This window comes from Pseudomonas sp. TH41, assembly GCF_016650695.1.
Classification (GTDB): domain Bacteria; phylum Pseudomonadota; class Gammaproteobacteria; order Pseudomonadales; family Pseudomonadaceae; genus Aquipseudomonas.
Genome location: NZ_JAEKFH010000001.1, coordinates 128,319 through 153,486, shown reverse-complemented (window position 1 = coordinate 153,486; position 25,168 = coordinate 128,319). Strand labels below are relative to the sequence as shown.

Annotated in this window: 22 protein-coding genes; 10 read left to right on the top strand and 12 right to left on the bottom strand. The window is 60.0% G+C overall.

The genetic code is table 11. The annotated features are described in order from the left end of the window. Positions 1 to 57 precede the first annotated feature (57 nt). The 7 genes from JFU37_RS00700 to JFU37_RS00670 all read left to right on the top strand — a co-directional run bounded on the left by JFU37_RS00700 (position 58) and on the right by JFU37_RS00670 (position 8,863). Positions 58 to 1,488 carry an IS1182 family transposase gene (locus JFU37_RS00700; RefSeq protein ID WP_201111875.1) on the top strand — a complete coding sequence of 477 codons (1,431 nt, stop codon included), beginning with the start codon at positions 58 to 60 and terminating at the stop codon, positions 1,486 to 1,488. Positions 1,489 to 2,409: 921 nt separating this feature from the next. After that, positions 2,410 to 3,219 (top strand): response regulator transcription factor, encoded by an 810-nt coding sequence (locus JFU37_RS00695; RefSeq protein WP_201111873.1) that lies wholly within the window; start codon positions 2,410 to 2,412, stop codon positions 3,217 to 3,219. A gap of 104 nt (positions 3,220 to 3,323) precedes the next feature. Continuing rightward, entirely contained in the window at positions 3,324 to 4,439 is a 1,116-nt protein-coding gene (locus JFU37_RS00690; protein WP_201111872.1) for a polyamine ABC transporter ATP-binding protein, read from the top strand. Positions 4,440 to 4,477: 38 nt separating this feature from the next. Further along, on the top strand, positions 4,478 to 5,620 hold the full coding sequence (locus JFU37_RS00685) for an ABC transporter substrate-binding protein (RefSeq protein WP_201111870.1): 1,143 nt from the start codon (positions 4,478 to 4,480) through the stop codon (positions 5,618 to 5,620). 31 nt (positions 5,621 to 5,651) lie between these two features. Next, the gene (locus JFU37_RS00680) at positions 5,652 to 6,569 is read left to right on the top strand and encodes an ABC transporter permease (RefSeq protein ID WP_201111869.1); all 918 of its coding nucleotides are present in this window, start codon (positions 5,652 to 5,654) and stop codon (positions 6,567 to 6,569) included. 1 nt (position 6,570) lies between these two features. Then, entirely contained in the window at positions 6,571 to 7,398 is an 828-nt protein-coding gene (locus tag JFU37_RS00675; protein ID WP_201111867.1) for an ABC transporter permease, read from the top strand. Beyond that, a complete protein-coding gene (locus tag JFU37_RS00670; protein ID WP_201111865.1) occupies positions 7,391 to 8,863 on the top strand; it encodes an aldehyde dehydrogenase family protein in 1,473 nt (490 codons plus the stop codon). The genes JFU37_RS00675 and JFU37_RS00670 overlap by 8 nt, the downstream gene beginning before the upstream one ends. Before the next feature lie 1,039 nt (positions 8,864 to 9,902). Here the strand turns inward: JFU37_RS00670 and JFU37_RS00665 are convergent. The 9 genes from JFU37_RS00665 to JFU37_RS00625 all read right to left on the bottom strand — a co-directional run bounded on the left by JFU37_RS00665 (position 9,903) and on the right by JFU37_RS00625 (position 18,495). Next, positions 9,903 to 11,411 (bottom strand): aldehyde dehydrogenase family protein, encoded by a 1,509-nt coding sequence (locus tag JFU37_RS00665; protein WP_201111863.1) that lies wholly within the window; start codon positions 11,409 to 11,411, stop codon positions 9,903 to 9,905. Next, positions 11,392 to 12,465 carry an aminoglycoside phosphotransferase family protein gene (locus JFU37_RS00660; protein ID WP_201111861.1) on the bottom strand — a complete coding sequence of 358 codons (1,074 nt, stop codon included), beginning with the start codon at positions 12,463 to 12,465 and terminating at the stop codon, positions 11,392 to 11,394. Before JFU37_RS00660 ends, JFU37_RS00665 begins: the two co-directional genes overlap by 20 nt. 5 nt (positions 12,466 to 12,470) lie before the next feature. Further along, the gene (locus tag JFU37_RS00655; protein ID WP_084317822.1) at positions 12,471 to 12,815 is read right to left on the bottom strand and encodes a cupin domain-containing protein; all 345 of its coding nucleotides are present in this window, start codon (positions 12,813 to 12,815) and stop codon (positions 12,471 to 12,473) included. 130 nt (positions 12,816 to 12,945) lie between these two features. Next, complete coding sequence (locus JFU37_RS00650) at positions 12,946 to 13,314, bottom strand: cupin domain-containing protein (protein ID WP_201111859.1); 369 nt, start codon at positions 13,312 to 13,314, stop codon at positions 12,946 to 12,948. After that, positions 13,307 to 14,590, bottom strand: coding sequence for a nucleotide disphospho-sugar-binding domain-containing protein (locus tag JFU37_RS00645; RefSeq protein ID WP_201111857.1), 1,284 nt, complete (start codon positions 14,588 to 14,590; stop codon positions 13,307 to 13,309). Before JFU37_RS00645 ends, JFU37_RS00650 begins: the two co-directional genes overlap by 8 nt. Positions 14,591 to 14,622: 32 nt before the next feature. Further along, on the bottom strand, positions 14,623 to 15,702 hold the full coding sequence (locus tag JFU37_RS00640; protein WP_201111855.1) for an ABC transporter ATP-binding protein: 1,080 nt from the start codon (positions 15,700 to 15,702) through the stop codon (positions 14,623 to 14,625). Continuing rightward, positions 15,695 to 16,501 carry an ABC transporter permease gene (locus JFU37_RS00635; RefSeq protein WP_201111853.1) on the bottom strand — a complete coding sequence of 269 codons (807 nt, stop codon included), beginning with the start codon at positions 16,499 to 16,501 and terminating at the stop codon, positions 15,695 to 15,697. Before JFU37_RS00635 ends, JFU37_RS00640 begins: the two co-directional genes overlap by 8 nt. Beyond that, the gene (locus tag JFU37_RS00630) at positions 16,498 to 17,358 is read right to left on the bottom strand and encodes an ABC transporter permease (protein WP_201111851.1); all 861 of its coding nucleotides are present in this window, start codon (positions 17,356 to 17,358) and stop codon (positions 16,498 to 16,500) included. The genes JFU37_RS00635 and JFU37_RS00630 overlap by 4 nt, the downstream gene beginning before the upstream one ends. Before the next feature lie 81 nt (positions 17,359 to 17,439). Then, positions 17,440 to 18,495 (bottom strand): polyamine ABC transporter substrate-binding protein, encoded by a 1,056-nt coding sequence (locus tag JFU37_RS00625; RefSeq protein ID WP_201111849.1) that lies wholly within the window; start codon positions 18,493 to 18,495, stop codon positions 17,440 to 17,442. Positions 18,496 to 18,692: 197 nt separating this feature from the next. Between JFU37_RS00625 and JFU37_RS00620 the strand changes: the two genes are divergently transcribed. Further along, complete coding sequence (locus tag JFU37_RS00620) at positions 18,693 to 19,625, top strand: GntR family transcriptional regulator (RefSeq protein WP_201111847.1); 933 nt, start codon at positions 18,693 to 18,695, stop codon at positions 19,623 to 19,625. A gap of 99 nt (positions 19,626 to 19,724) precedes the next feature. After that, positions 19,725 to 21,005, top strand: a complete 1,281-nt coding sequence (locus JFU37_RS00615) for a nucleotide disphospho-sugar-binding domain-containing protein (RefSeq protein ID WP_201111845.1) — start codon at positions 19,725 to 19,727, stop codon at positions 21,003 to 21,005. A 264-nt stretch (positions 21,006 to 21,269) separates the two neighbouring features. Here the strand turns inward: JFU37_RS00615 and JFU37_RS00610 are convergent, their stop codons facing one another. Then, the gene (locus JFU37_RS00610) at positions 21,270 to 22,559 is read right to left on the bottom strand and encodes an NAD(P)/FAD-dependent oxidoreductase (protein ID WP_342214897.1); all 1,290 of its coding nucleotides are present in this window, start codon (positions 22,557 to 22,559) and stop codon (positions 21,270 to 21,272) included. Between the two features lie 272 nt (positions 22,560 to 22,831). Here JFU37_RS00610 and JFU37_RS00605 point away from each other — a divergent pair, with 272 nt between their 5' ends. Beyond that, positions 22,832 to 23,785, top strand: a complete 954-nt coding sequence (locus tag JFU37_RS00605) for a nuclear transport factor 2 family protein (protein WP_201111841.1) — start codon at positions 22,832 to 22,834, stop codon at positions 23,783 to 23,785. 367 nt (positions 23,786 to 24,152) lie between these two features. Here JFU37_RS00605 and JFU37_RS00600 read toward each other — a convergent pair whose 3' ends face one another. Both JFU37_RS00600 and JFU37_RS00595 read right to left on the bottom strand, forming a co-directional pair. Further along, positions 24,153 to 24,560, bottom strand: coding sequence for a DUF1801 domain-containing protein (locus JFU37_RS00600; RefSeq protein ID WP_201112622.1), 408 nt, complete (start codon positions 24,558 to 24,560; stop codon positions 24,153 to 24,155). 39 nt (positions 24,561 to 24,599) lie between these two features. After that, the gene (locus JFU37_RS00595; RefSeq protein ID WP_201111840.1) at positions 24,600 to 25,118 is read right to left on the bottom strand and encodes a hypothetical protein; all 519 of its coding nucleotides are present in this window, start codon (positions 25,116 to 25,118) and stop codon (positions 24,600 to 24,602) included. Positions 25,119 to 25,168: the final 50 nt, after the last annotated feature.

Sequence of the window (25,168 nt, the reverse complement as noted above, 5' to 3'; positions counted from 1 at the left end):
AAAAATCCAAGCCAACCCTTGCTATGATTTCCCGGGATTTCATCGTAAGGGTTAGCCATGAAACGCTTCATTCAAGGTGAACACCGAGGTCAAAGTACCTTGCTCCCCGAGAGCCTGGACGATTACGTCAGCGACACCAATCCGGTGCGCGTTGTCGATGTCTTCGTGGATGAGCTCGACCTGATCACCCTGGGTTTTGAAAGCGCGGTCCCAGCTGAAACGGGCCGACCGGGCTACCACCCCGCCGTCATGCTGAAGATCTACATCTACGGCTATCTCAACCGTATTCAGTCGAGCCGACGCCTTGAGCGCGAGGCGCAGCGCAACGTCGAGCTGATGTGGCTGACCGGTCGCCTGATGCCGGACTTCAAGACCATCGCCAACTTCCGCAAGGACAACGGCAAGGCCATTCGAGGCGTTTGCCGCCAGTTTGTTGTGCTGTGCCAGCAACTAGGGCTTTTCTCGGAAAACCTGATTGCCATCGACGGCAGCAAGTTCAAGGCGGTGAACCACCGCGACCGCAACTTTACCAGCGCCAAGCTGAAGAAGCGGATGGAAGAAATCGAATCGAGCATTGCCCGTTATCTGAAGGCACTGGATGCCGCTGATCGTGAAGAGCCCAAGCCCTCGGACCCAAAAAGCGGCGGCCTGGAAGAGAAAATCGCCAAACTCAAGGAGCAAATGAAAGCGCTTCAGGAGATAGAAATTCAAGTTGAGACATCGCCGGATAAGCAGGTCTCGCTGACCGACCCGGACGCCCGCTCGATGATGACGAGCGGTAAAGGCATCGTGGGTTACAACGTACAGACCGCGGTCGATACCAAGCACCACCTGATCGTTGCGCACGAAGTGACCAATGTGGGCCACGACCGTGATCAGCTCAGTTCGATGGCGGTGCAGGCCCGTGAGGCGATGAAACTCGAATCGTTGTCGGTGGTGGCTGACCGCGGGTATTACAAAAGCGGGGAGATCCTTGCCTGCCATGAAGCAGCGATTACCGCGTATGTGCCGAAGACGCAGAGCTCGCGGGCCAAATTCGATGGCCGCTTTAACAATGATGCTTTCATCTACGACGCGGACAAAGACGTGTACGTCTGCCCCGCCAAGGAAGTGCTGACCTGGCGCAACGCTTGCGTCGATAATGGCAAGACGCTGAACAGTTACTGGAGCTCGAACTGTCGGTCCTGCTCGATAAAGGCGCAATGCACACCGGCCAGAGAGCGAAAGGTTCGTCGCTGGGAACATGAAGCGGTGCTGGAGGAGATGCAGGTCCGCCTGGACGAAGCGCCGGAGATGATGAAGATCCGCAAACGGACAGTTGAACATCCTTTCGGGACGCTCAAACAATGGATGGGTGCGACGCACTTTTTGACCCGACGACTTGCCGGGGTGAGCACCGAAATGAGCTTGAATGTGCTCGCTTACAACTTGAAAAGGGTGATGAAAATCCTCGGTGCGCAGAATCTGATGAAAGCGCTGGCGGCCTGAAAAGCCCCCGTTTTGTCTGGTAGACGAGCTGTGATGCGCCGCCAGAGGCCCCTTGATAACGGGCTGGAGCTACGAAAAACGCTTTTGGTTTAATGAGCCAGCCAACACTCGTCGGCGCACGCGCCGACGATGTTTGAGCCCGTTTTTACACACTCTGGGCCGGGGGCGGCTAACCCGGCATCCATGCCGGGTTGCCCACTGCGCAGAACCGGAACGAAGCCTCTCGAGGGGGCGGTGCATCGAGATCAACAGCTGCAGGCGAGCTAACGCTCGGCCTGTTGAGTGGTGAAAAGCCAAAGCCGTATGCGGATCTGCTGTGTGTGGGAGCGAGCCTGCTCGCGATGGACGTGAACGATAACGCGTACTGTCTGAAAAAATGCTTTGCCTTCGAATTCATCGTCGGAACGCCGCCCGGAGCAAGCTCGCTCCTACAGGGGGAATGCGTACACTCTGTAGGAGCTGCCGAAGGCTGCGATCTTTTGATCTTGATGTTGCTTTAGATTGTGATCTGCCTGCCCCTTTCCCAGAGGCCGAACGCAGGCGTTGCGCAGGGGGCCCCCGGAGCAATGCCGGAGTGAGGGCATGCCGAGCCTTAGCGAGGCACCGAATGGAGGGGCAAGCGTTTTTGGTTACTTTTTACTGGGCCGGCATTCCGGGCGTTTGTAAAAAGTGACTCGCTGTAAGAGCGAAACCGCCAGCAGCCGCTACCAAAATAACGGATATACACCCAACCCCAATCAGCCAGCGCAGCGTCTCCAACCCTTCACTTCTGATACCAATCCTGTAGCACTCGGTAACACCCAGCCCCGTTGCAGTGCGCATTTCCACCGACCACGCCCACCCTGCCCCGCCACCACAGGCCAAACCACCCATGGCGTACTTTGTGCATCAAAACGCAACCCAATCCAGCCTGAAGTCACCATGCGCCCCAAGGAACTGAAACTCTGGACCACCGGTGTCGCCCACCTGCTGGACCTGCCCCCCGGGCATGCGCGGCTGGCGGGCCTGAGCCACTGGTTGCGGCATGTATGCCCGGTCGATCATTTCGTGCTGTTCGTCTACGAAGGCAATCACCGGCCGCTGGCGCTGTTCGATACCTTCTCCGCCGACAAACGTGCCGTGTATGTCGATGACTACCAGTGCGGGCCCTATTTGCTGGACCCGTTCTACCTCGCGTGTACCCGTGGGCAAGCGCCCGGGTTGTGGCGTTTGCGGCAGTTCGCGCCCGATCACTTCTACCTCGGCGAGTACTACCTGACCTATTACCAGCAAACCGGTCTGGCAGAAGAAGTGGCGTTTTTCGTCGATCTCGGCGATGGCTCCATGGCCGTTCTGTCGTTGATGCGCTCCTCCGCCAGTTGCGCGTTCAGCCGTGACGAGATGCAGTTGATCGAGTGCGCCCAGGCCGTGGTCGAGCAGGTCATCAATGAAGCCTGGCGTCTGCGTCAGGCCCAGCAACCGCGTCCGGCGCAGGACCTGGATTTCAAGATCCGCGAAGCCTTCGATCAGTTCGGCGCGCACATCCTCACCGGGCGTGAGCAGGAGATTGTGCAGTTGCTGTTGCGCGGTCACTCCAGCGCCTCGGTGGCTGAACAACTGAGCATCAGTCCCGGTACGGTGAAGATTCATCGCAAGAACATCTACGCCAAGCTCGGCATCGGCAGCCAGTCCGAATTGCTCGGGTTGTTTATCCGCGACCTCACCGGCCAGGAATTGGTCGTCGAAGCCTGATAGCCGAAAACGACTCTATCCCCCAAGGGATATATACAGCGCAAAACCCCCATTGCTAGTTTGGCCCTCGACGCACTGAGTCATCACTGCAAGGGAGCCGGACCGTGAACGACAACCCGCCAAGCGATATCGAATTCTGCAATGTGGTCAAACGCTATGGCGAGGTGTCGGCCGTCAATGGCCTGAACTTCGCGGTGCGCCGTGGCTCCTTCCACTCCTTCCTCGGCGGTTCCGGCTGCGGCAAAACCACCACGCTGCGCATGATCGCCGGCTTCGAACAGCCCACCCATGGCGAAGTGCGTCTGGCCGGCAAAAGCGTTGCCGGCGTGCCGGCGTTCGAGCGGCCGGTGAACATGGTATTCCAGCATTACGCCCTGTTCCCGCACCTGACCGTGGCGCAGAACATCGCCTATGGCCTGCGTTATCGCAACCCGCGTCCGGACAAAAAAACCCAACTGCGCATGGCCGATGAGGCGCTGGAAATGGTCCGCCTCAGTGGCTTCGGCCAGCGCAAGCCGAGTGAGCTGTCCGGCGGTCAACAGCAGCGCGTGGCCCTGGCCCGCGCGCTGGTCAACAAGCCTACCGTGTTGTTGCTCGATGAGCCGCTGGCGGCGCTCGATCGCAAGCTGCGCAAGGAGATGCAATCCGAATTGCTGCGTTTGCAACGCGAGGTCGGCATCACGTTCGTCTTGGTCACCCACGACCAGGAAGAAGCCCTGTCGATGAGCGACAGCATCAGCGTGATGCACAACGGTTCGATCATCCAGACCGCCACCCCGGAACAACTCTATGAAGCGCCGGCCAGCCGTTACGTGGCCGACTTTATCGGCGAATCCAACCTGTTCGACGGCACGGTGCGGCGCCTGCACGGCAATTCGGTGGTGCTGCGCACCGCCCAGGGGCTGGAACTGACCAGCCCGCTGACGCCCACCGGCAAAGCCCTGAGCGCTGATGCCGACGGCTGCATCGCCGTGCGCCCGGAGCTGATCAGCATTGCGGGAGCCAGCGTTGACATGGCCCGCGAAGTGACCCTGCAAGGCTGCGTGGAAGACCGCATTTACCTGGGTAACTCCACCGAATACCGCGTGCGTACCCAGGCGTTCGGCGTGGTGTGCGTGCGTGTACCGCGCCAGCAGGATCACGGCGCCAACGCATTCGAACACGGCGCGGCAGTGCGCGTCGGCTGGGATCACGCCAACGGCCTGGCCATGGCGTTGTAAGTCATCGATTCGTTTCATCAACCGGATGGGAGCGTGTTATGGACCAGAAAACGTTTATCAAGACCCTGCGCAGCTGGCAGAACGGCTCGATCAGTCGCCGTGAATTCCTCGGCCGCACAGGCCTTGGCCTTGCCGCAGCGGTGGTCGCCACCAATATGCCCGGCCTGCTGACTTCAACGGCCGAAGCCGCCGACCAGACGAAACTGGGCGATCGCCTGTCGCTGGCGACCTGGCCGAACTACCACAGCCAGGAAAACCTCGACGCCTTCACCAAGACCACGGGCGCCCGCGTCTCCATGAGCGTGTTCGGTTCCAACGAAGAAATGCTCGCCAAGTTGCAGGCCGGTGGAAGCGGCTGGGACGTGCTGGTGCCGACCAATTACACCATCAGCACCTACGTTGGCCTGGGCCTGATCGAACCGCTGGACCTGTCGCGCATTCCCAATTTCGATGCGTCGGCCTTCCAACAAAAGTTCATGGCTCAAGGGACGGTGGACGGCAAGGTGTACGCGGTGCCGAAAAACTGGGGCACCACCGGCATGCTCTACGATACCGGCAAGCTGAAGAACGGGCCGACTAGCTGGAAAGAATTCTGGGCCGCCGCCCAAGGCCCTGCCAGCGGCCGGACGATGGTCCACGACTACCAACTGACCGCCATCGGCAACGCCCTGAAAAGCTTCGGCTACAGCTTCAACTCCCTGGACCCGAAAGAACTGGCCGACGCCGAGAAACTGCTGACCGAGGTCAAGCCGCACTTGTTTGCGATCAACTCCGACATCCAGCCGTCGATGCGTAGCGGCGATGCCTGGCTGGCGATGTCCTGGACTGGCGACGCATCGCAGTTGCACCGCGACAACGCACAAATGCAGTTCGAACTGGGCAAGGAAGGTGGCGAGTTGTGGAGCGATTTCTTCGCCATCCCGAAAAGCTCGGAGCACAAAGACGCCGCTTACGCCTTTATCAACTACCTGCTCGACCCGCAGCACAACAAACTCGAAGTGTTGAGCCACGGCTACCCAAGTGGTGACAAGCGCGTCGATGCGTTGCTGCCCACCGCCATGCTCGATGATCCGATCATGTACCCGGCCGCCGAAGCCCTCAGCCCACTGGAATTCGGTGCCGCCGCGACGCTGACCAGCCCTGCGCGCGCCGAACTGATGGCCCGCTTCAAGTCCGCCTGATCACCTGACCATGGCCAATGAGGAGTCACCCATGAACGCCGCCGCCCACCCGCAAACGGTGCAGTCGGGCAATGCTCTGTCAGTCGAGGTTCGCCAGCGGCGCAGCCTCGGCCGGCGGATTACCCTGCTGATGCTCTTGCCTTCGACATTGTGGTTCCTGCTGCTGTTATTGATGCCGCTGGTGATCATCCTGGTCTTCAGTTTCGGCGAGCGCAGTGCCGTGGGTGGTTACGCCGGTGGCTTCACGCTGGCCAACTACCTGAACCTCGGCTCTCGCGGGGCGGCGTTCAGCAACACGCTGATGTTGGCGCCGCTGGGCACGTTGGTGTGCCTGGTGGCGGCCTACCCGCTGGCGTACTTTCTGGCGGTCAAGGTCAGCAAGAACCGCTCGCTGTTGCTGACGCTGGTGATCGTGCCGTTCTGGACCAGCTTTCTGATCCGCACTTATGCCTGGATCTTCATCCTCAGCGGCAAGGGCATTCCGGCCTTGCTGGCCAGCCTTGGCCTTGAGGACGTGCGCCTGATCAACACGCCGTGGGCGGTGCTCATCGGCATCGTTTATGGCTACCTGCCGCTGATGGTGTTTCCGATTTACGTCAGCCTGGAGAAACTCGACAAGCGCCTGCTCGAAGCGTCGGCCGACCTCGGCGCCAGCGCCTTCGAAAGCTTTCGCCGGATCACCCTGCCGCTGTCCGCGCCGGGGATCATCACCGGGGTGATGCTGGTGTTCATCCTGCTGATGGGCGAGTTCCTGATCCCGGCCATTCTCGGCGGTGGCAAAGTGTTTTTCGTCGGTAACGCGCTGGTCGACTTGTTCCTGCAATCGCGCAACTGGCCCTTCGGCAGTGCGCTGGCGATGACCCTGGTGGCGATGATGCTGCTGATCATCGGCGCATATCTGAAACTGGTGGCGCGCTACGGCGGCCGTCCTGCAGACGGAGGTGTATGACATGTGGTTGCGCAGCTATTCGACGTCGCTGTACCTGTTTCTCTACGCGCCGATCGCGTTGATTGTGCTGTTCAGCTTCAACGCCGGGCGCAGTGGCCTGGCATTCGAATGCTGCTCGGTGCAGTGGTTTGGTCGCGCGTTCGGCAACCCGTTCATCATGGAAGCGCTCGGGCATAGCGCGTTCATTGCGTTCACCTCGGCGGTGATCGCCACACTGTTCGGCACGCTGGCGGTGTTTGGTTTGCAGCGGGCCGGCCCCAAAGTGCGCCTACTGTTCGATGCACTGACGTACTGCGCGATCATCGTCCCGGGCATCGTCATCGGCATCTCGACGCTGATTGCGTTCATCAGTCTGTTCGACCTGATCAACCCGTTGCTGGCGACTTTGGTCCCCAGCGTTCCACGCCTGAACATGGGCTTCTTCACGGTGATCGCGGCGCACTCGCTGTTCACCATGGCACTGGTCATGGTGATTGTGCGCAGCCGCGTCGACTCGCTGGACAAGGCCTTGCTGGAAGCCTCGGCCGATCTGTACGCACCGCCGATGCAGACTTTCTGGCGAGTCACCCTGCCGCAGATCAGCCCCGCGATCATGGCCGGGTTCCTGCTGGCGTTCACCTTCAGCTTTGACGATTTCATCATCGCCTTCTTCGTTGCCGGTTCGGAAACGACATTGCCGATCTACATCTTTTCCTCCATCCGCCGTGGCGTGACGCCGGAGATCAACGCGGTCTCGACGGTGATCATTTGCGCGTCGCTGGCACTGCTTTTCACATCCCGCTCTCTGCAAAACCGCCGCACCGGCGTTCAGGAGTCTCAGCATGCGTGATCAGCTATACATCAACGGCGAGTGGGTCAGCCCGGATCTGGGGGGTTACCTGGACGTCATCGACCCGGCCACTGAACACACCTTTCATCGCGTCGCCGCGGGGACTGAAGAAGACATCGATCATGCCGTGCGCGCCGCCCGCCGCGCGTTTGACAATGGCTGGAGCCAAACCAGTGGCGCCGAGCGCGCGCAGTGGCTGGAAGCACTGGCCGACGAGCTGGAAAGTGGCCAACAAGCACTGGCCGAACTGGAAGTGCGCGACAACGGCAAACCGTTGCCCGAAGCACAGTGGGACGTTGGCGATGCGATCGGCTGCTTTCGCTACTACGCCGGACTGGCCCGGGAACTGGATCAGCAGCAAGACCAGCCCCTGGCGTTACCGGACGCGCGTTTTCGCTGCCGCATCCGCCATGAACCAATAGGTGTGGCCGGGCAGATCATCCCCTGGAACTACCCCTTGCTGATGGCGGCGTGGAAGGTTGCGCCGGCGCTGGCTGCCGGGGCCACGGTGGTGTTGAAACCCTCCGAGCTGACGCCACTGACCGCGCTGGAACTGGCCGCTGCCGCCGACCGTATCGGTCTGCCGGCCGGGGTCTTGAACGTGGTCACCGGCCTGGGCGCCGACGCCGGCAGTCCACTCACCGAGCACCCCGGCGTCGACAAACTGGCCTTCACCGGCAGCGTGCCCACCGGGGCGAAAATCATGTCGGCGGCGGCCCGCGACATCAAGAACATCAGCCTCGAACTGGGCGGAAAGTCCGCGTTCATTGTATTCGACGACGCGGATGTCGAGGCTGCCGTCGAATGGATTCTGTTTGGTATTTTCTGGAACCAGGGTCAAGTGTGCAGCGCCACCTCACGCCTGCTGGTGCAGGAAAACATTGCCTCGCGGTTGATCGAGCGGCTGGTCGAGGAAACCCGCAAAATTGCCATTGGCCCAGGCCTGGAGCCGGGTGTTCTGCTCGGCCCGTTGGTCAGTCAAAGTCAGTACGACAAGGTTCTCGGCTTCATCGACCAGGGCCTCGCCAGCGGCGCCCGCCTGCTCACCGGAGGTCGACGGCCGGCGCGTCTGGCACAGGGTTACTTCATCGAACCGGCGATCTTCGACGAACCCGGGCACAGCAGCATTCTCTGGCGTGAAGAAGTGTTCGGCCCGGTGCTGTGCATCAAACGCTTCAAGACCGAAGAACAGGCCGTGCAAATGGCCAACGCCAGCCGCTTCGGCCTTGCCGCTGCGGTGATGAGTGCCGATTTACACCGCACCACCCGCGTCGCCAACCAGTTGCGCGCCGGGATCATCTGGGTCAATTGCTCGCAACCGACCTTCGTCGAAGCGCCTTGGGGCGGCATGAAACACAGCGGGATTGGCCGCGAATTGGGCCAGTGGGGGCTGCACAATTACCTGGAGGTCAAGCAAGTCACCGAGTATGTCAGTGACCAGCCTTGGGGCTGGTACCTGAAATAGTCTGCACTCCCACAGGGATTGCGGGTGGGTTCAAGACTTGCGGACACCCGGAGAAAAATGTGGGAGCGAGCTTGCTCGCGATGGCGTGTCAGTCGACATCTATGTTGCTGATACACCATCGCGAGCGAGCTCGCTCCTACAGGGATTGCGGGTGGGTACAAGACTTGCGGACACTCGGAGAAAAATGTGGGAGCGGGCTTGCTCGCGATGGTGTGTCAGTCGACATCAATGTTGCTGATACACCATCGCGAGCAAGCTCGCTCCTACAGGGATTGCGGGTGGGTACAAGACTTGCGGACACTCGGAGAAAATGTGGGAGCGGGCTTGCTCGCGATGGCGTGTCAGTCGACATCAGTATTGCTGATACACCATCGCGAGCAAGCTCGCTCCTACAGGGATTGCGGGTGGGTACAAGACTTGCGGACACTCGGAGAAAAATGTGGGAGCGGGCTTGCTCGCGATGGTGTGTCAGTCGACATCAATGTTGCTGATACACCATCGCGAGCAAGCTCGCTCCTACAGGGATTGCGGGTGGGTACAAGACTTGCGGACACTCGGAGAAAAATGTGGGAGCGGGCTTGCTCGCGATGGCGTGTCAGTCGACATCAGTATTGCTGATACACCATCGCGAGCAAGCTCGCTCCTACAGGGATTGCGGGTGGGTACAAGACTTGCGGACACTCGGAGAAAAATGTGGGAGCGGGCTTGCTCGCGATGGTGTGTCAGTCGACATCAATGTTGCTGATACACCATCGCGAGCAAGCTCGCTCCTACAGGGATTGCGGGTGGGTACAAGACTTGCGGACACCCGGAGAAAAATGTGGGAGCGAGCTTGCTCGCGATGGCGTGTCAGTCGACATCTATGTTGCTGATACACCATCGCGAGCAAGCTCGCTCCTACAGGGATTGCGGGTGGGTACAAGACTTGCGGACACTCGGAGAAAAATGTGGGAGCGGGCTTGCTCGCGATGGTGTGTCAGTCGACATCAATGTTGCTGATACACCATCGCGAGCAAGCTCGCTCCTACAGGTATGGGTGTTAAGCCGGGTCGCGATAGAACACGTCGTCGGCATATGGATACCACCAGTCCTGGATCTTCGGCTGGTGATCGATAATGACCATTTTCGAGCGACGGAACGCTTCAAGGCCCTGACGCCCGAGTTCGCGCCCGAGGCCGGACATCTTCCAGCCGCCAAACGGTAGTGCATCGTTGTCGATCAACGGATTGTTGACCCAGACCATCCCGGCCTCCAGGCGCTCGGCGGCTTCCATGGCTTCGGCAAGGTCAGTTGAAAACAGTGACGCACCGAGACCGAACGGCGAATCATTGGCCAGGCGCACCGCTTCGTCGAAATCACTGACACGGCAGATCGCCGCGACCGGGCCGAAACACTCCTCCTGCAGAATCGCCATGTCTGCTGTGACGCCGGTGAGAATGGTCGGCTCATAGAACCAGCCCACGCTGTGCTGCGGTGGAATCCGTCCCCCGCACACCAGCGTCGCACCCTTAGCCAGGGCGTCGTCGACCAGCCGCATGACTTTACTGCGCGCTGCCTCGCTGACCATTGGCCCGATTTCCGAACGCTCCAGGCCATGGCCGATGCGCAAGGCGCGGGTGCGCTCGGCGAACTTCGCGACAAACTCATCGTGGATTTCATCGACCACGTAGAAGCGTTCCGCCGAGGTGCAAATCTGCCCGCTGAGGTGAAACGCGGCGGTCACCGCCCCCGCCGCCGCCACCTCCAATGGCGCATGTTTAGAGATGATCAGCGGGTCGCTGCCACCGGCCTCGATCACACAAGGTTTCATCTGCTCGGCACACGCCACCGCCACCGCTTTGCCCGCCGCGACACTGCCAGTGAACGCCACCGCATGAGTCCCGGTCGACTTCACCAGCAGCTGTGCAGTCACCGCATCGCCCGGGACACAAGACACCAGGCCCGGCAACAGCGAGGTGAAATGCGCCATGAACTTGAGCGTGCACAGGGTCGTGGCTTCTGCCGGTTTGACGATGCAGGCGTTGCCCGCCGCCAACGAGGCGGCGACGGTCCAGCACATCAGCAGGATCGGAAAGTTGAACGGCATGATGTGCACGCTGACGCCATACGGCTCATACCGTACATGCTGGAACGAGCCGATTTGCGTGGTGCCGGCGACCTTGCCCGCATCGTCCCGGGCCATTTCCGCGTAGTAGCGAAAGATCGGCGCGCAGTTGGCCAACTCACCCATGGCTTCGGGAAACGGCTTGCCCATTTCCAGTGTCATCAACCGCGCGACTTCCCGATTACAGGCGATGTCTTGCTCGATGGCATTGGCCAGTTGGTGCAGGCGCGCAGCGCGGCTTTTTGCATCGATCAGGCGCCACCGTTTTTGCGCGACGGTGGCGGCATCGACGGCGGCTTGCACGTCCGTCTCGTCGCACAGGCCGACCTGCCCGACACGTTGCAGGGTCGCCGGGTCAAGCACCTCGCGCACACGGCCATTGGTCAGCGGCAGGTAGTCGGCGTTGATGAAGCGCAATGCAGTATCAATGTTGAACGTGGCCATGGGTTGATCCTTGAACCAATCGATAAGGGGTTTCGCGTAGCGCCGCCAGGGTCTCGGCCGGCAGTTCTTCGCGCCAGCCCGGCACATGGCCGTCGAGCCAGGCGCGCAACGGCGCAAAGGCTTCGGCGTCGAGTGCCCGAATAAACAATCCGAGGGTGCGCGGCAGGTGCGCCAGGTAACCCTGCTTGCCGTCCCGTCCGGCCAGGCGCACAAAAATCCCCAGCACCTTGGCGTGACGCTGGGCGGCCAGGCGCCGGTAATCCTCGAGAAACCGCGGCGCGTTGAGTTCCGGACGCTGCATCAGGTAATGGGTAAGCAGTGCCACGCGCAACGCTTCGGGCACGTCGCGGCGAGCGTCTTCGAGCAACGACATCAGGTCATACGCCGCCGCACCGACCAACGCGTCCTGAAAATCCAGGAGCCCGCAGGCCGCGACGCCTTCGCGGCCGTCCAGCAGCATCAGGTTGTCGACGTGAAAGTCGCGCAATACCAGCGCCTCGCGACGCTGCGCGACCTCACCGCAGGCGTCGGCGAACAGCGCCAGATACGACTCGCGCAGGGCCTGCGCGGCGTCTTGGCCAATCAGCAACGGGACGTACCAGTCGATAAACAGCGCGCACTCGTCGCTCAATCGTCGGGCGTCGTAGGCCGGCAGCTCGGCGGCCGGCGGTGCGCGATGCAACGCCACCAATGCATCGACTGCCAAGCGATACAGCAAACTTTCCGAATGCCCTGCCGCCAGCAGTCGAGTGTAGGTGTCGTGACCGAAATCTTCGATCAGCGCCAACCCTGCGGCTTCATCGACCTGCAGCAAGGCCGGCGCGGACAGGCCCAGCGCCTGCAGGTGCCGGGCAACCTGGACAAACGGGCCTATCGGCTCGCTGTGTGGCGGTGAATCCATCAGCAGCAGACCTTCGCCGCTCAAGCGAAAATAGCGCCGGGTCGAGGCGTCCGCCGGCAACGCGATCAACGGTGTTTCGGCGAAGCCGGCACGCGCCAGAAAGGCTGCGCGCTGGTCTTCACGGGTGGGCGAAGACGTACGTGTTTCATTCATGGCTATCACCGGATCATGTAGACCTTTTTCACCGTCTCGTGGACGGTGCACACACCTTTCCAGTCCTTGCGAAAGAAGGCCGCCGTGTCGGGTTTGATTTCAATCACTTCGCCGGATTCGTGGACGTACGTGCAGCGACCTTCGAGGAAGTGGCAGAACTCATCGCTGGTGACATGGCAAAACCATTTGCCCGGCGTGCAGATCCACACGCCACACTCGGACTGGCCCTCGGGGCCTTTGTGCAACACCACGCCAGAAACACGGGACTCACCTTCGAGCATGGTCGGGATCACGCCCCAATCCTTGACGTCAGTGATGCTCAGCGGGTCGTACAGAAACGGGGTTGTCATGGTTGCTCTCCAAAAAATTCAGGTTCTGTAGGAGCGAGCTTGCTCGCGATGGACGTCAACGATGACGCGCGCTGTCTGGATGAGCGCGTTGTCCTGACGTTTCTCGCGAGCAAGCTCGCTCCTACAAGCTTCAGGCCAGCATGTACACGTTGCGCAGGGTTTCACGGACGTGGCATTCGCCGGTCCAGCCGGCCGGGAACAGCACCAGAGTGTTGGGGCGAACGTCGATCACTTCGCCGTCGTCATTGCGGTAAGTGGCGTCACCTGCCAGGAAGTGGCACAGCTCGTCACGGGGAATCGACAGCCGCCAGCGACCGGGCGTGCACACCCACAGGCCGGTTTCCGGGCTGTTGTTCGGACCTTTGAACAGCAATCGTCCGCTGGAATGCGAAACGCCTTCGACGGCGTCGCTCTGCATGCCCCAGTCCACCAGATCGGTGCGACGGCTGACCGCTTCGAGGTACGGCGTGATGCCGGCTGTGGTGTTTTGGTCAGGCATTGTTGAGCACCTTGTCGAGAATCGCGGCCGCCTCGGCTGGCCCCTTGCGTGATTGCATCTGCGCGCTGGTCTGCTGCAACCTCTGGCGCATCGCCTCGTCGTTGAGGCACGCGGCGAGTTTTTCCGCCAGCAACGCTTCGCTCCAGTCGTAGCGATCGAGCTTGAAACCGTGACCGCTTTCTTCGGCGCGCATGGCGTTGTCGTGACCGTCCCAGACGTACGACATGACGATCGCCGGTTTGCCGAAGAACAGGCACTCGGTGAAGCTGTTGTTACCGCCGTGGTGAATCACCGCGTCGACCTGGGCGATCACCGACGGTTGCGGGAACCAGTTGGAGATCTGCACGTTGTCCGGCAAGTCCGGGTATTCATCGAGGTGCTCGCCAACGTTGAATAGCGCGCGGTACGGCAACTTTCCGACTGCCGCGATCAGGCGTTTGAGCAACTCGATATCACCGGAACCGAGGCTGCCGAAACTGACGTAGAGCAACGGCTTGTCGTTGTGAGCACGAAACAGCGGAATCTCGTACGACGTGTCGTGACGCACGCAACCTTGCAGGTAGTGGAAACGCTCGGGGGGCAATGGATGACGGCGCTCGAACTTGACCGCATCCGGGTACAGCAGCAGGTTCATGTAGGGCGAGGCTTCGAAGAACGTGCCGAGCGGGTACGGCTGCTCGCCATGGGCTTGCAGGAACTGGTTGAAATCCTGATGAATCGGCCCGACCACCTGTTCAAAGCGCTGCCTGAATCGCGCGTGTCCGGCCTTGTCGTCGATGCTCATGCCAGACAGGTGCGGCGGGATATCCGGGTCTTCGATTTCATTCTCCGAGCAGGAAATGATCCGCACCCACGGCTTGCCATACTGCTTGATCGCTGGAAACAGGATGACGTTGTCGACGCAGATCAGGTCCGGCTTGACCTTGTCCAGCACCGCCGGCAAATCCTTCTGTGCCCATTTGGCGGTGTCGACGATGGCGGCCCAGCATTCCTTTACGTAGTTGTCGATCTGATCCAGCGGCGACTTGCGAAAGTTCGGAATGTGGCCGTTGATGAAGTCGACCCAATAGCGGGCCATCTCTTCGGCCGGCATCGGTGCCGACAGGTTGACCATGTGTTCTTCAAAACCATAACCGGCGTACACACCGCTCATGCCCGGATCGGTGAGGAACACCGCTTTGTGCCCGAGGGCTTCACAGGCCTGGGCGATACCGACGGAGTTCAGCGCCGGGCCATAAGCGGCTTCCGGAAAGAAGGCGATCACTTTCTGTTTCATCGAGCGGTTCTCCTGCCTGGTCTTTTTATTGTTCAGCGCGTCAATACGCGGGCGTGGCGAGCCTGCCAGCCCAGCCGGATGGTCATACCGATTGCAAAATGAGCGAATTCGAACTGCGACGACGGCACCCGGACGATCAAGGGTTTGTCGCTGAGAGGCGTCTGCACATGCACGTTGGTGTCGAGGCCGTGGTAGGCGATTTCGACGATTTTCCCGCTCACCTGATTGGCGCAATCACCGCCCTGCTCCGCCAGCACCTGCAAGCGTTCGGGACGCACGACGACAGCGACCTGTTGACCCTGGACCAGCGGCGCGTCGGTCTCGACGGCCAACGCCTGGCCGTTGACGCGCACCGAGCGCTCCCCGGAACGTACGCCTTCAAGCAGATTGCTGACGCCGATGAAGTTGGCGACAAACCGGCTGTTGGGGTTTTCGTAGAGCTCGGTCGGGCTGCCGCACTGGCAAACCTTGCCGCCATCGAGCACCGCCATGCGATCCGACATCACCAACGCTTCTTCCTGATCGTGGGTGACGATGATGAATGTAATGCCGCTCTCAAGTTGCAGACGCTTAAGCTCCAGTTGCATTTTTTCCCGGAGCTTTTTGTCGAGCGCGCCCAACGGTTCATCCAGCAACAGTACCCGAGGGCGTTTGACCAAAGCCCGTGCCAGGGCGACGCGCTGGCGCTGGCCACCGGACAGCTGATCCGGTTTGCGCTCGGCCAGTTCACCGAGCTGCGCGGTGCTCAATACTTCATCGACCCGACGGCGGATTTCCGCTTCGGGCAGGCGCTCCATCTCCAGACCGTAGGCAATGTTCTTGCGCACGGTCATGTTCGGAAACAGCGCGTAGGACTGGAACATCAGGTTCAGCGGGCGCTTGTTGGCCGGCAGCGGCGAGATGTCCTTGCCGTCCAGGTAAATGCAGCCGGCGCTGGGTGTTTCGAAGCCGGCGAGCATGCGTAACAGCGTAGTCTTGCCGCAACCGGAAGGCCCAAGCAGCGCAAAGAACTCGTTCTCGCGAATGTTCAGCGACACCTCATCAACCGCCAGACCGTTGCCATACGACTTGCTGACCTTGTCCAGAATCAGTACCGCAGATGAATTATTCATGGGTTCGAGGAGCCTTGTTGAGACGCTGCGAAGCCAGCAGCGCGGTGATGCTGACCAGCATCACCAGCGTCGCCAGAGCGTTGATTTCCGGGGTGACGCCAAAACGGATCATGGCGTAGATCTGCATCGGCAACGTAGTGGACGCTTGGCCGGAACCGGAGTTGAAAAAAGCGATGATGAATTCGTCCACCGACAAGGTGAATGCGAGCAATCCACCCGCCAGGACGCCGGGAAAAATCGCCGGCAGCAACACCCGGCGAAACGTGGTGAACCAGCTCGCGCCCAGATCGATCGAGGCTTCAAGAATCGAATAGTCGAAGTGCTTGAGCCGTGTGCGCACAACCGCACAGACGAAGGCGATGTTGAACACGGCGTGGCTGATGATGATCGAGTGCAGCCCCAACCCGACCTTGAGCAGGTTGAAAAAACTCAGCAGCGCAATCGCCAGCACGATGTCGGGAATGATCATCGGCGCCATCAGCAAGGTGTCGACCACCTGCCCCTTGTCATTGCCCTTGCGCTGCAACTCGATGCCCAGCGCCAGGAACGTTCCGAGCACGCAGGCAATGAACGTCGCCGACAACGCGACAATCAAGGTGTTGAGGGCTGCCGACAAAATCGCCGTGTTATGCGCCAGCGCCACATACCACTTCAGCGATACGCCGCCCCAGGCCGTCGGCAAGCCGGACTTGTTGAACGAGAGCAGGATCAACACCAGGATCGGCACATACAGGAAGGCATACACCAGACCCAAGTGCGAGCTGAGCAGTGTGCCGCCAACAGAACGTGGCTGACTCATGAGCGAGCCCCTTCTGCACGACGAGCCACCAGCGCCTGAATGAACAACAGGACCAGCATGATTGCGATCAGGAAGAAGCTCAGCGCTGCGCCGAATGGCCAGTCCCGCGCCGTCAAGAATTGCGAATAAATCAGGTTGCCGACCATCTGCACCTGCTTGCCGCCCAACAGGTCTGCGGTAATGAAATTGCCGATGCTGAGGACGAAGACGAACACCGCGCCCGCCGCAATACCGGGGACGCTCAGCGGCAGAATGATCCGTCGGAAGGTCATCCAGCCCGAGGCGCCGAGGTCTTTCGAGGCGTCCCAGAGTTCGTTGTTGATTCGGGACAACGAAGAGAAAATCGCCAGGATGACAAACGGGATGTAGTTGTAGACCAGCCCCAGCACCACCGACGATTCGGTGTATAGCAAACTGATGGGCTCGCCGCTGTAGCCGAACAGCTGCAGCATCCGGTTGATCAAACCTTCGCGGTTGAGCAGGACGATCCAGGCATAGGTGCGAATCAGGTAGTTGCTCCAGAACGGCAGCATCACCAAAAACAGAAACACCGCTTGGCGGCGCCGTGGCGCACGGGCAATCGCATACGCGGCCGGGTAGCCGATCAGCACCGCGAACACAGTGGCCAGGCCGGCAATTTTTGCTGATTTGAGCAAGATGCCGAGGTACAGCGGGTCGAATGCGCGCTGATAGTTTTCCCAGGTAAACAGCCAGTCAATACCGCCATAAGCACCGCGCTCGACGAAGCTGTAGACCAGCACCAGCAGGCAAGGCATCACCAGAAACATCAGCAGCCAGCCAAAGCCGGGCGCAAGAAGCCAGGCCGACAGACGCCTGTCAGCGTGCAAAGCACTCATTACCCATATCCTCCCGCCTCAGAACAGAGGCGGCTTGCTAGCGTGGCGAGGCATGCCGGGCACACCTCGGATCGGTGCGGACTAGTTCTGTGCCGCCATGATTTCGGTGACGGCGCGGGTGTAGGCTTTTTGCGTGGTTCCGCCCAGATCGCGCAATTGCTCCATTTTCAACAGCTCGCTCGGAGCGATCGTCAAGTTCGGGTATTGCTTGAGCAGGTCAGCGGACAAACCCGCCATTGCGGCCTGGTTGGGGATTTTGTAGAGGATGTTTTCGGCCACCCAGACGTGGTTTTCCTTGGCGAGCATGAAGTTGACGAACTTGAACGCCTCGTCCTGATGCTTCGAGCTTTTCAGCACGACCATGGTGTCTACCCAGAGGTCGGAGCCTTCTTTGGGCACGACAAACTTGATGGCCGCGTTGGCCTGGGTGCCGTAGTTGCACCAACCGTCCCAGGCATGCGCCATCAGCGATTCGCCGGACGCGAGCTTGGAGTAGAAGGTGGTGTCATCGAAGGCAAGGATGCGTTTTTTGGTGGCGATCAGTTGGTCGCGAACAGCGGCGATATGGCTGGGGTCGTTGTCGTTGACCGACCAGCCCTTGGCCAGGAACCCGGCCCCGAGCATCCAGCGGTCGGTGGCGAGCATCGTTACTTTGCCCTTGAGGGCATCGCTTGGGTTGAGGAGCTCGTTCCAGCTTTGCGGTACCGGTGCCACCTTGTCGGTGCGGTAGCAAATACCCGTTGTGCCCCAGGTGTAAGGCACCGAGAAATGGTTGCCAGGGTCGTATTCCAGCCGGGTGGCTTCAGGGTAGAGATTTTTCAGATTGGGTACTTTGACCGGATCGATGTCGGCCAGCAGACCCTGTTTGTGCAGGACTTCGGCGAAGGGTGAGGAGACAAACACAACGTCGTAACCTTCACCGCCGGACGCCATGAGCTTGCCCATGATTTCTTCGTTGGTCGCGTGCAGGGCCTTGTCGACATCAACGCCGCTGGCTGCTTTGAACTTGTCCAGCGCATCCGGGGCCATGTAGCCGTCCCAGATGGAAATCACCATGTCTTGGGCACTGGCGGCCTGTGAAGCGATCGCCAGGGAAACGCTCAATCCCAGACACAGAAGGTCTTTCAGCTTTCTCATAATACTCACCCGACGATTGTTAATTTTTTTGTGTTCGAAGGCAGTACGGTAAAAAGAGAAACGGTTGCGTGTGTTTTTTTTTAGAAATTAGGACCGACGAGATGAGATGTCAACGCTTTTTTTGCGCCTGACTGATCTACGATGCATGGCATAAGATGAGCACCTGAATCCGAAGCGACCCCACCGAGATAAGACGCTTGAGCACAGCAGCCGAGAAGAAGCCCCGCACCAACCACCTGGAACTCGCCCGGCGGATTCTGGAGCACACCCAGGAAACCGGGCTGGTGGCCGGCGATCCGGTCGCAGAGCAGGCGCTTGCGCGGGTGTTCCAGGTCTCGCGCACACTGATTCGTGGTGCACTGAAAGTGCTGCTGGAAGAAAACCTGTTGAGCCATGAACCCGGTAAGGGCTATCGATTGATCGCGTCGCCCGCGGGCCAGGCGTTCAACACCGCACTGCCACAAGCCGAGGAAGAAGAACTGGCCACCTCGGTCCTGCGTGACCGCATGGCCGGGCGGCTTGCCGATAGCATCAGCATCAGCGAACTGATGCGCCGCTATGACATCGGTCGGCCAGCGGCACAAAAAGCCCTGCAGCAATTGAGTGAAAGCCAGGCCATCGAGCGCGGCCCCGGCCAGTCCTGGCTGTTTCGGCCGTCACTGAACAGTCTCGCCGCCCTCGAAGAAAGCCTGAAGTTTCGATTGATCCTGGAACCGGAAGCGTTGCTCAGCCCCAGCTTCAACGCCGATCCGCAACGCCTGGCATTGCTGCGTAGCGCCATGCAAAGCCTGCTCTCCAGCCCGGTGGAAAATTTCGATATCCAACAGTTTCGCGAGCTGGACATCAGCTTCCACGAACTGCTCGCCCAGAGCTGTGGCAACCGCTTTATCGGGGACGCCCTGCTCCAGCACCAAGGCCTTCGGCGCCTGCCAAACCTTTTGCCGTCGGTCAGCGTGCACCGCCTGCAAGAGGCACTGCGCGAACACCTGCACATCATTGCGCACATCGAGCGCGGGCAAATGGAGATCGCCGCCGACCTGCTGCGCCTGCACCTGCGCCTGAGCGCCGCCCAGCGCCCGCAAACCGCCAACCGCGGCATTCCGCAGGGTCAGTTGTTCGCACGCCGCTGAACCACGCCAAAAAACATGATGATTTATTTTTTAAAATAAGACAGCATCAAGTCAACTTCAGGTACGGCGGGATGACCCCGCCATGGACAGTCCGCCGCCATGCACACACACAAACTGATCGCCCTGTTTCCGGAAGCCAGTTTCGGCGCGGCCTTGAACTGCATTGGGATCGCCCAATCACTGCGAGAGCTGGGGGCAACGCCGGTGTTCATCTGCCACGAGCATTTTCAAGGGCTCTTCAGCGAATACGGCTTCGACGAATACCCGATCCCGCAGGCCAGTCCGTTGTCGGCGGCAGAACACCAGCATTACTGGGAGCGCTTTATCGAGCGCAGCATTCCCTACTTCGACCAAACCCCGCTGGCACAGATCGACAGCTATGTAGCGCCGGCCTGGGAAGCCATTATCGACACCGCGATCGAAGCGGAAAAACCGTTGCAACAGTTGCTCGGCCGCCTGAAACCCGACGTCATCGTCCTCGACAACGTGGTGATGTTCCCCGCCATCGCCAATGCGGGTTGCCCTTGGGTGCGGGTGGTTTCCTGCGCCGAAACCGAACTGCCTGATGCCGCCGTGCCGCCGTATTTGTCGGGGTGCCGGGCGGATGAAGCGGCCGCCTGCAAATCCTTTGACGAGCATTACCAGACGGCCGTCGCACCGGCCCATCAGCGTTTTTTGCAGTTTCTCGCCAACAACGGCACCGCGCCCTGCCCGCCCGGCCAGTTCCTCGTCGACTCGCCGTGGCTCAACTTGCTGCTGTCACCGACCCCAGTGCGGTATGAAAGGCAGTCGCCGCTCGATCCGCAACGTTACGTCTACCTCGACGGTTGCGTACGGCGCGAGGCGCCTTACATTGTTCCGGACTTTCCGCGACACAATGAAGCGCCACTGATTTACATCAGTTTCGGCAGCCTCGGCGCCGCCGACACCGACATGATGAAACGCCTGATCGGTACCATCGAAACCTTGCCCTATCGCTTCCTCGTCAATGTCGGCGCCTATCGAGACATGTACACCACGGTCCCGGACAACGTGTACCTGGACAGCTGGTTTGCACAGCCGGCGGTGCTCAAGGAGTGTGATCTGTTCATCCACCACGGTGGCAACAACAGTTTCTGCGAGGCGCTGTACTTCGGCTTGCCCTCGCTGATCATCCCGTACTGCTGGGACGGTCACGATAACGCCGCACGCGCCGAGGAAGTCGGCGTTGGCCGCTACTTGCCACGGTTCGCCGATCCGCTGGCCGCGCTCCCTGCCGCCCTCGAACAGCTACTGGCCGATCAGTCGATGAAACAGCGTCTCACAGCGTTCAGCGAAACCATGCAGGCTACCCGCGGGACCGACCTTGCTGCGCGGGCGATTCTGGCGCTGCCCATTTGAGAGGGATGTTGTCTGACGTACCGCGATCGCGAGCAAGCTCGCTCCCACATTGATACGGTCGTCCACAGATCCTGTGTCCTCTGAAGATCAACTGTGGGAGTGAGCCTGCTCGCGATGAGGCCAGCACATCCAGCATCGATGTCGCCTGACACACTGCCATCGCGAGCAGGCTCGCTCCCACCTTGATATGGTCGTCCACAAATCCTGTGTCCACTGAAGATCAACTGTGGGAGTGAGCCTGCTCGCGATGCGGTTCACGCCCACTCAAGAATCAAAACCGATTCCCAGCGCGTCCAGCCCTTTAAGCAGCCAGTCACGGTGTCCGGTGAGGTCTTCGCGGGCGAGTGAGCGCTGCGCCATCGACACACCCATGTAACGGAAGGGTTCGGGGGGAAACGCAAAAGGTGGGGTCGAGGTCATCGCGAGCTTCGTGCGCTCGGTGGATGTCCCGTCGAGTAAATCAAGCATAGTCAGTGCCGCAAAACGGCTGGCTGACACACCCTGTCCGGTGAACCCTTGGGCGTATGCGACACGACCGCTGGACGCTGTTCCACAGAACATCGTGGTACGCGCCGAGGTATCAATGATGCCGCCCCAGGCATGACTGAACGTGACGTCGGCCAATGCCGGAAAAGCCAATTGAAATTGCCGGGCCAGGATCACGAAGCTTTCGGGACGTTGCGTCAACGCCTCGTCGCGCCGGCTCCCGTAGTGGTAAATGGCATCGTAGCCCGCCCAGAGAATGCGGTTGTCCTCGGTTTTACGCAGGTAATGAAACTGGTTGCCGCTGTCCGCAATGCCGTAACGCCCTACCCAGCCGATGGCCCACAGCTGATCATCGTCCAGAGGCTGAGTGGTCAGGGCGTAGTCATATATCGGAATGACCGCCGACTTCAATGCCCCCAGCAGCGGTGGCGCAATGTTGGTGGCGAGGGCGACTTTACCGGCTTTTACGCTGCCCATTCCGGTCTGTAATCGCTGCTGACTGCCCTCTGCTTGCAAGTCAGTCACTGGCGAATGCTCGAACAGCTGCACGCCTTGCTCCAGGCATACGCGTCGCAGTTCCGAGACCATTTTGACCGGGTTGAGCAACGCATAGTTGGGCTCGAATACCCCGGCGATATAGGCAGGTGAATCCAGCCGCGACTTGAGCTCATAGGCGTCCAGAAACTCGCAGTCGATACCAAAGCGTCCATAGTTCTTCTGCATCGCCCTGAGCCCTTCGACCTGCCAGGGCTGACTCGCCACGTTCAACTTCCCTGAACGTTCAAAGGCTACGTCCATGCCGAAGCGCTGGAGGTCCTCCTCAAACGCCACCAGGTTTTCCCTTCCCAGTCGTACCAATTGCTCGGCTTCTTCAGGCCAGCGTTTCAGTGCATTGGAAACGCCATGGGAGATACTCGGCGCACAGAACCCGCCATTGCGTCCGCTGGCTTCACCGCCGCACTGCCCGGCATCCAGCACGACAATCGTGGCATCGGCCCAGCGCTGACGTGCCAGTAATGCTGTCCACAGGCCGACAAATCCACCGCCGACGATCGCGATATCACACACCACGTCCCCCGTAAGCCTCGGCGCGATGATCGTCGGCGGTCGTGTCTCCTGCCAAAAAGGATAGGGCCTAGCGTCAGCCAGGGACCGGTACGCGTTGTGGGGTGTCATGCACGTATGCTCCGCAATCATTTCATGGGCTGACGCTAAAGCAATCGCGGGCACTTTCACAGAGAGGACACGGCGGCAAACATCGCAGCGGACACGGGCGGAAAAACGGCGCTTCTGGAATACTCTGCGCATCGCGCTGCCTGATCTGCACCCTGGAGCCTGCCTTGGAAACGCCTGACTTACTCATCACCCCCGTTGTCCTGGCGGATGCCTCTAGCGTTCACACTCACGACGCTGCGGTGCGGTATCACGAGGCATGGAAACGACGCGATCTGGACGGCGTGATGGCGCTCTATCACCCGATGATCGAGTACCACGATTTTTTCCAGAACCGCCGCCTCGCACACGCGCAGTTGCGTGACTACCTTAGGGCAAGCATGCCGCTGGGCGCAGCGGAATTTCAAACCTACACCGACCGCTTGCGAGTCGATGGCGATACGGCTTTTTTACAGTACCGAGTGACGCTCAACGGCAGCGATGGCCTGGTGTCATTCCAGGCGATTGAAGCCCTTACGGTCAAGGACGGGCTGATTGTCAACGTCAATGAGCATGCGGTGTTGGTCAGCCATATGCCAACGGGACCACGCCCACCCTACAGCCGTGAGGCCGTCAGCCGTTTAGGGTTGTCGGCTCGTCAGGTCGGGGCGCTGTCCAACGACTTGCAGCAGTACTTCGAGCAGTCGAAGCCTTATCTTGACCCCACGCTGGATCTTTCCCAGGTAGCGGCATTGACTGGGTATTCGCGCAACCAAATCTCTTTCTTTCTCAATCAGGTCCGGGGGCAAACCTTCTACAGCTTCCTCAATCAGCTGCGCCTGGAGGAGGCCCTTGTGCATTTGACTGCGCAATGCCACGCGTCACGCATTGACGAGATTGCCCGTGCCTCGGGCTTCAACTCGCTGTCGACGTTCTACCGTTGCTTTAAACAAAAAACCGGGTACTCGCCCAAGTCCTGGCTACAAAAACGTGAACCTGCAGACGCGAAAAAGCCCGCACAAGGCGGGCTTCGAAAATCGAGTAGGTGGCCAGTGCTGGTCTCCGGCTTACAAGGTTTATCAGGCCTCCCACAGAACAGTTTTTTTGAACCGTTACATGCTGCTCTGCTTCACACGGCATAAGGGCTGGATCTCAGCGCGGAGATCTTTCTAACCGTGTACCCTTCGGAACGCGCCCCACGTTTCCTCGCTATCCGCTTGCGCATCAGTCTGCGTCATCACCTACATCTTCAAGCATAGCAACGGTTCGAAGAGTTGAAAGGGCATTTTTAGACCGATTTCATTCAGCGGAACACGTGGCAGAATGGAAAAATTCTATCCCTCGCACCTGTAGCAGCTGGCGAAGCCTGCGTTCGGCGGCGCAGCCGTCGTAAAACCTGTGCGCGAGGTGTTTCTGATGCACCGCGTCGGCTGATTTCACGACGGCTTCGCCGCCGAACGCAGGCTTCGCCAGCTGCTACAGATCGTGTCATACACCGGTGCATTGTCATTAGCGAGCGGCGGTGTTGAGCGCCACGGCGGAGCGAATGAGCGCTTTCAGCGCTTTTTCATCAATGTTCTCGCCTTCATGCACATCAATCGCACGGCGGGTGTTGCCTTCGAGGCTGGCGTTGAACAGTCCGCAAGGGTCTTGCAGCGAGGCGCCCTTGGCAAAGGTCATTTTCACCACGCTCTTGTAGGTTTCTCCGGTGCAAAGGATGCCGGCGTGTGACCACACGGGGACGCCTCTCCACTTCCACTCTTCGACCACGTAGGGATCAGCCTCGCGGATGAGCGCCCGGATCCGGGCCAGCGTGTCGCCTCGCCAATCGCTCAGCTCGTTGATTCTGGCCTCTATCAGCTCAGAGGCAGAGGCGCCCTCTCCTGCTGCCATTGGGCCGGTCGTCTCCTTCTTCATGTTGCTCATCGTCCTCTTCCGGGTGGTTATCGGCATCGATCAAACATCACCGTGAAAGTAAGTCGCGTGCTCGACCAGCCACTGTTTCCCTTCCTCGAGACCCTTTTTTTCCCTGGCGAGGATCCAGTCCGATGTTCGAGCGACGCCAGTGCGGTCCTGGCCCAAGGCCTGCCCGACCAAAACCTGTCCTTGAGGCAGCGTCAGGAAGCTGAATACGCCCGTCGAATGCGCGGCTTTTCTGATCGACTTCCACGTGCCGTAAAGATAACGCTCGTCATAAATGTCGCAGTTCCCCTGCCAGAGGTAGCCGCCCACATTCCTGGAATTCAACAACCGAAGACGCCCATCGGCGACATCCACGTTGACTTTCTCGGTGACCCATTGGTTGGGGTCATCCGCGTCCTGCCACGTGGACTCCCAGTCACCGAGAAAATCATCGCGGCGCAGGTAAGCCTGGGTGCTCTGGCGTTTGGCCCACCATGGCGACAGCCAGACACCGAAACCCGTGCTGAAGGCCGCGACGATGATGGGGAACCAGTAAACCTCAAAGGCGCTCATGGGCTAGAGACCTCCAGATAAATCTGAGGCAAAGTCTAGTTCACGCCCTT

Bases quoted from the DNA above. Each gene is read 5' to 3' on its own strand.
- JFU37_RS00625 (WP_201111849.1), bottom strand. From the start codon at position 18,495: ATGAGAAAGCTGAAAGACCTTCTGTGTCTGGGATTGAGCGTTTCCCTG.
- JFU37_RS00695 (WP_201111873.1), top strand. From the start codon at position 2,410: ATGCGCCCCAAGGAACTGAAACTCTGGACCACCGGTGTCGCCCACCTG.
- JFU37_RS00660 (WP_201111861.1), bottom strand. From the start codon at position 12,465: ATGAATGAAACACGTACGTCTTCGCCCACCCGTGAAGACCAGCGCGCA.
- JFU37_RS00655 (WP_084317822.1), bottom strand. From the start codon at position 12,815: ATGACAACCCCGTTTCTGTACGACCCGCTGAGCATCACTGACGTCAAG.
- JFU37_RS00675 (WP_201111867.1), top strand. From the start codon at position 6,571: ATGTGGTTGCGCAGCTATTCGACGTCGCTGTACCTGTTTCTCTACGCG.
- JFU37_RS00640 (WP_201111855.1), bottom strand. From the start codon at position 15,702: ATGAATAATTCATCTGCGGTACTGATTCTGGACAAGGTCAGCAAGTCG.
- JFU37_RS00680 (WP_201111869.1), top strand. From the start codon at position 5,652: ATGAACGCCGCCGCCCACCCGCAAACGGTGCAGTCGGGCAATGCTCTG.
- JFU37_RS00665 (WP_201111863.1), bottom strand. From the start codon at position 11,411: ATGGCCACGTTCAACATTGATACTGCATTGCGCTTCATCAACGCCGAC.
- JFU37_RS00650 (WP_201111859.1), bottom strand. From the start codon at position 13,314: ATGCCTGACCAAAACACCACAGCCGGCATCACGCCGTACCTCGAAGCG.
- JFU37_RS00685 (WP_201111870.1), top strand. From the start codon at position 4,478: ATGGACCAGAAAACGTTTATCAAGACCCTGCGCAGCTGGCAGAACGGC.
- JFU37_RS00670 (WP_201111865.1), top strand. From the start codon at position 7,391: ATGCGTGATCAGCTATACATCAACGGCGAGTGGGTCAGCCCGGATCTG.
- JFU37_RS00600 (WP_201112622.1), bottom strand. From the start codon at position 24,560: ATGAAGAAGGAGACGACCGGCCCAATGGCAGCAGGAGAGGGCGCCTCT.
- JFU37_RS00700 (WP_201111875.1), top strand. From the start codon at position 58: ATGAAACGCTTCATTCAAGGTGAACACCGAGGTCAAAGTACCTTGCTC.
- JFU37_RS00645 (WP_201111857.1), bottom strand. From the start codon at position 14,590: ATGAAACAGAAAGTGATCGCCTTCTTTCCGGAAGCCGCTTATGGCCCG.
- JFU37_RS00635 (WP_201111853.1), bottom strand. From the start codon at position 16,501: ATGAGTCAGCCACGTTCTGTTGGCGGCACACTGCTCAGCTCGCACTTG.
- JFU37_RS00630 (WP_201111851.1), bottom strand. From the start codon at position 17,358: ATGAGTGCTTTGCACGCTGACAGGCGTCTGTCGGCCTGGCTTCTTGCG.
- JFU37_RS00595 (WP_201111840.1), bottom strand. From the start codon at position 25,118: ATGAGCGCCTTTGAGGTTTACTGGTTCCCCATCATCGTCGCGGCCTTC.
- JFU37_RS00615 (WP_201111845.1), top strand. From the start codon at position 19,725: ATGCACACACACAAACTGATCGCCCTGTTTCCGGAAGCCAGTTTCGGC.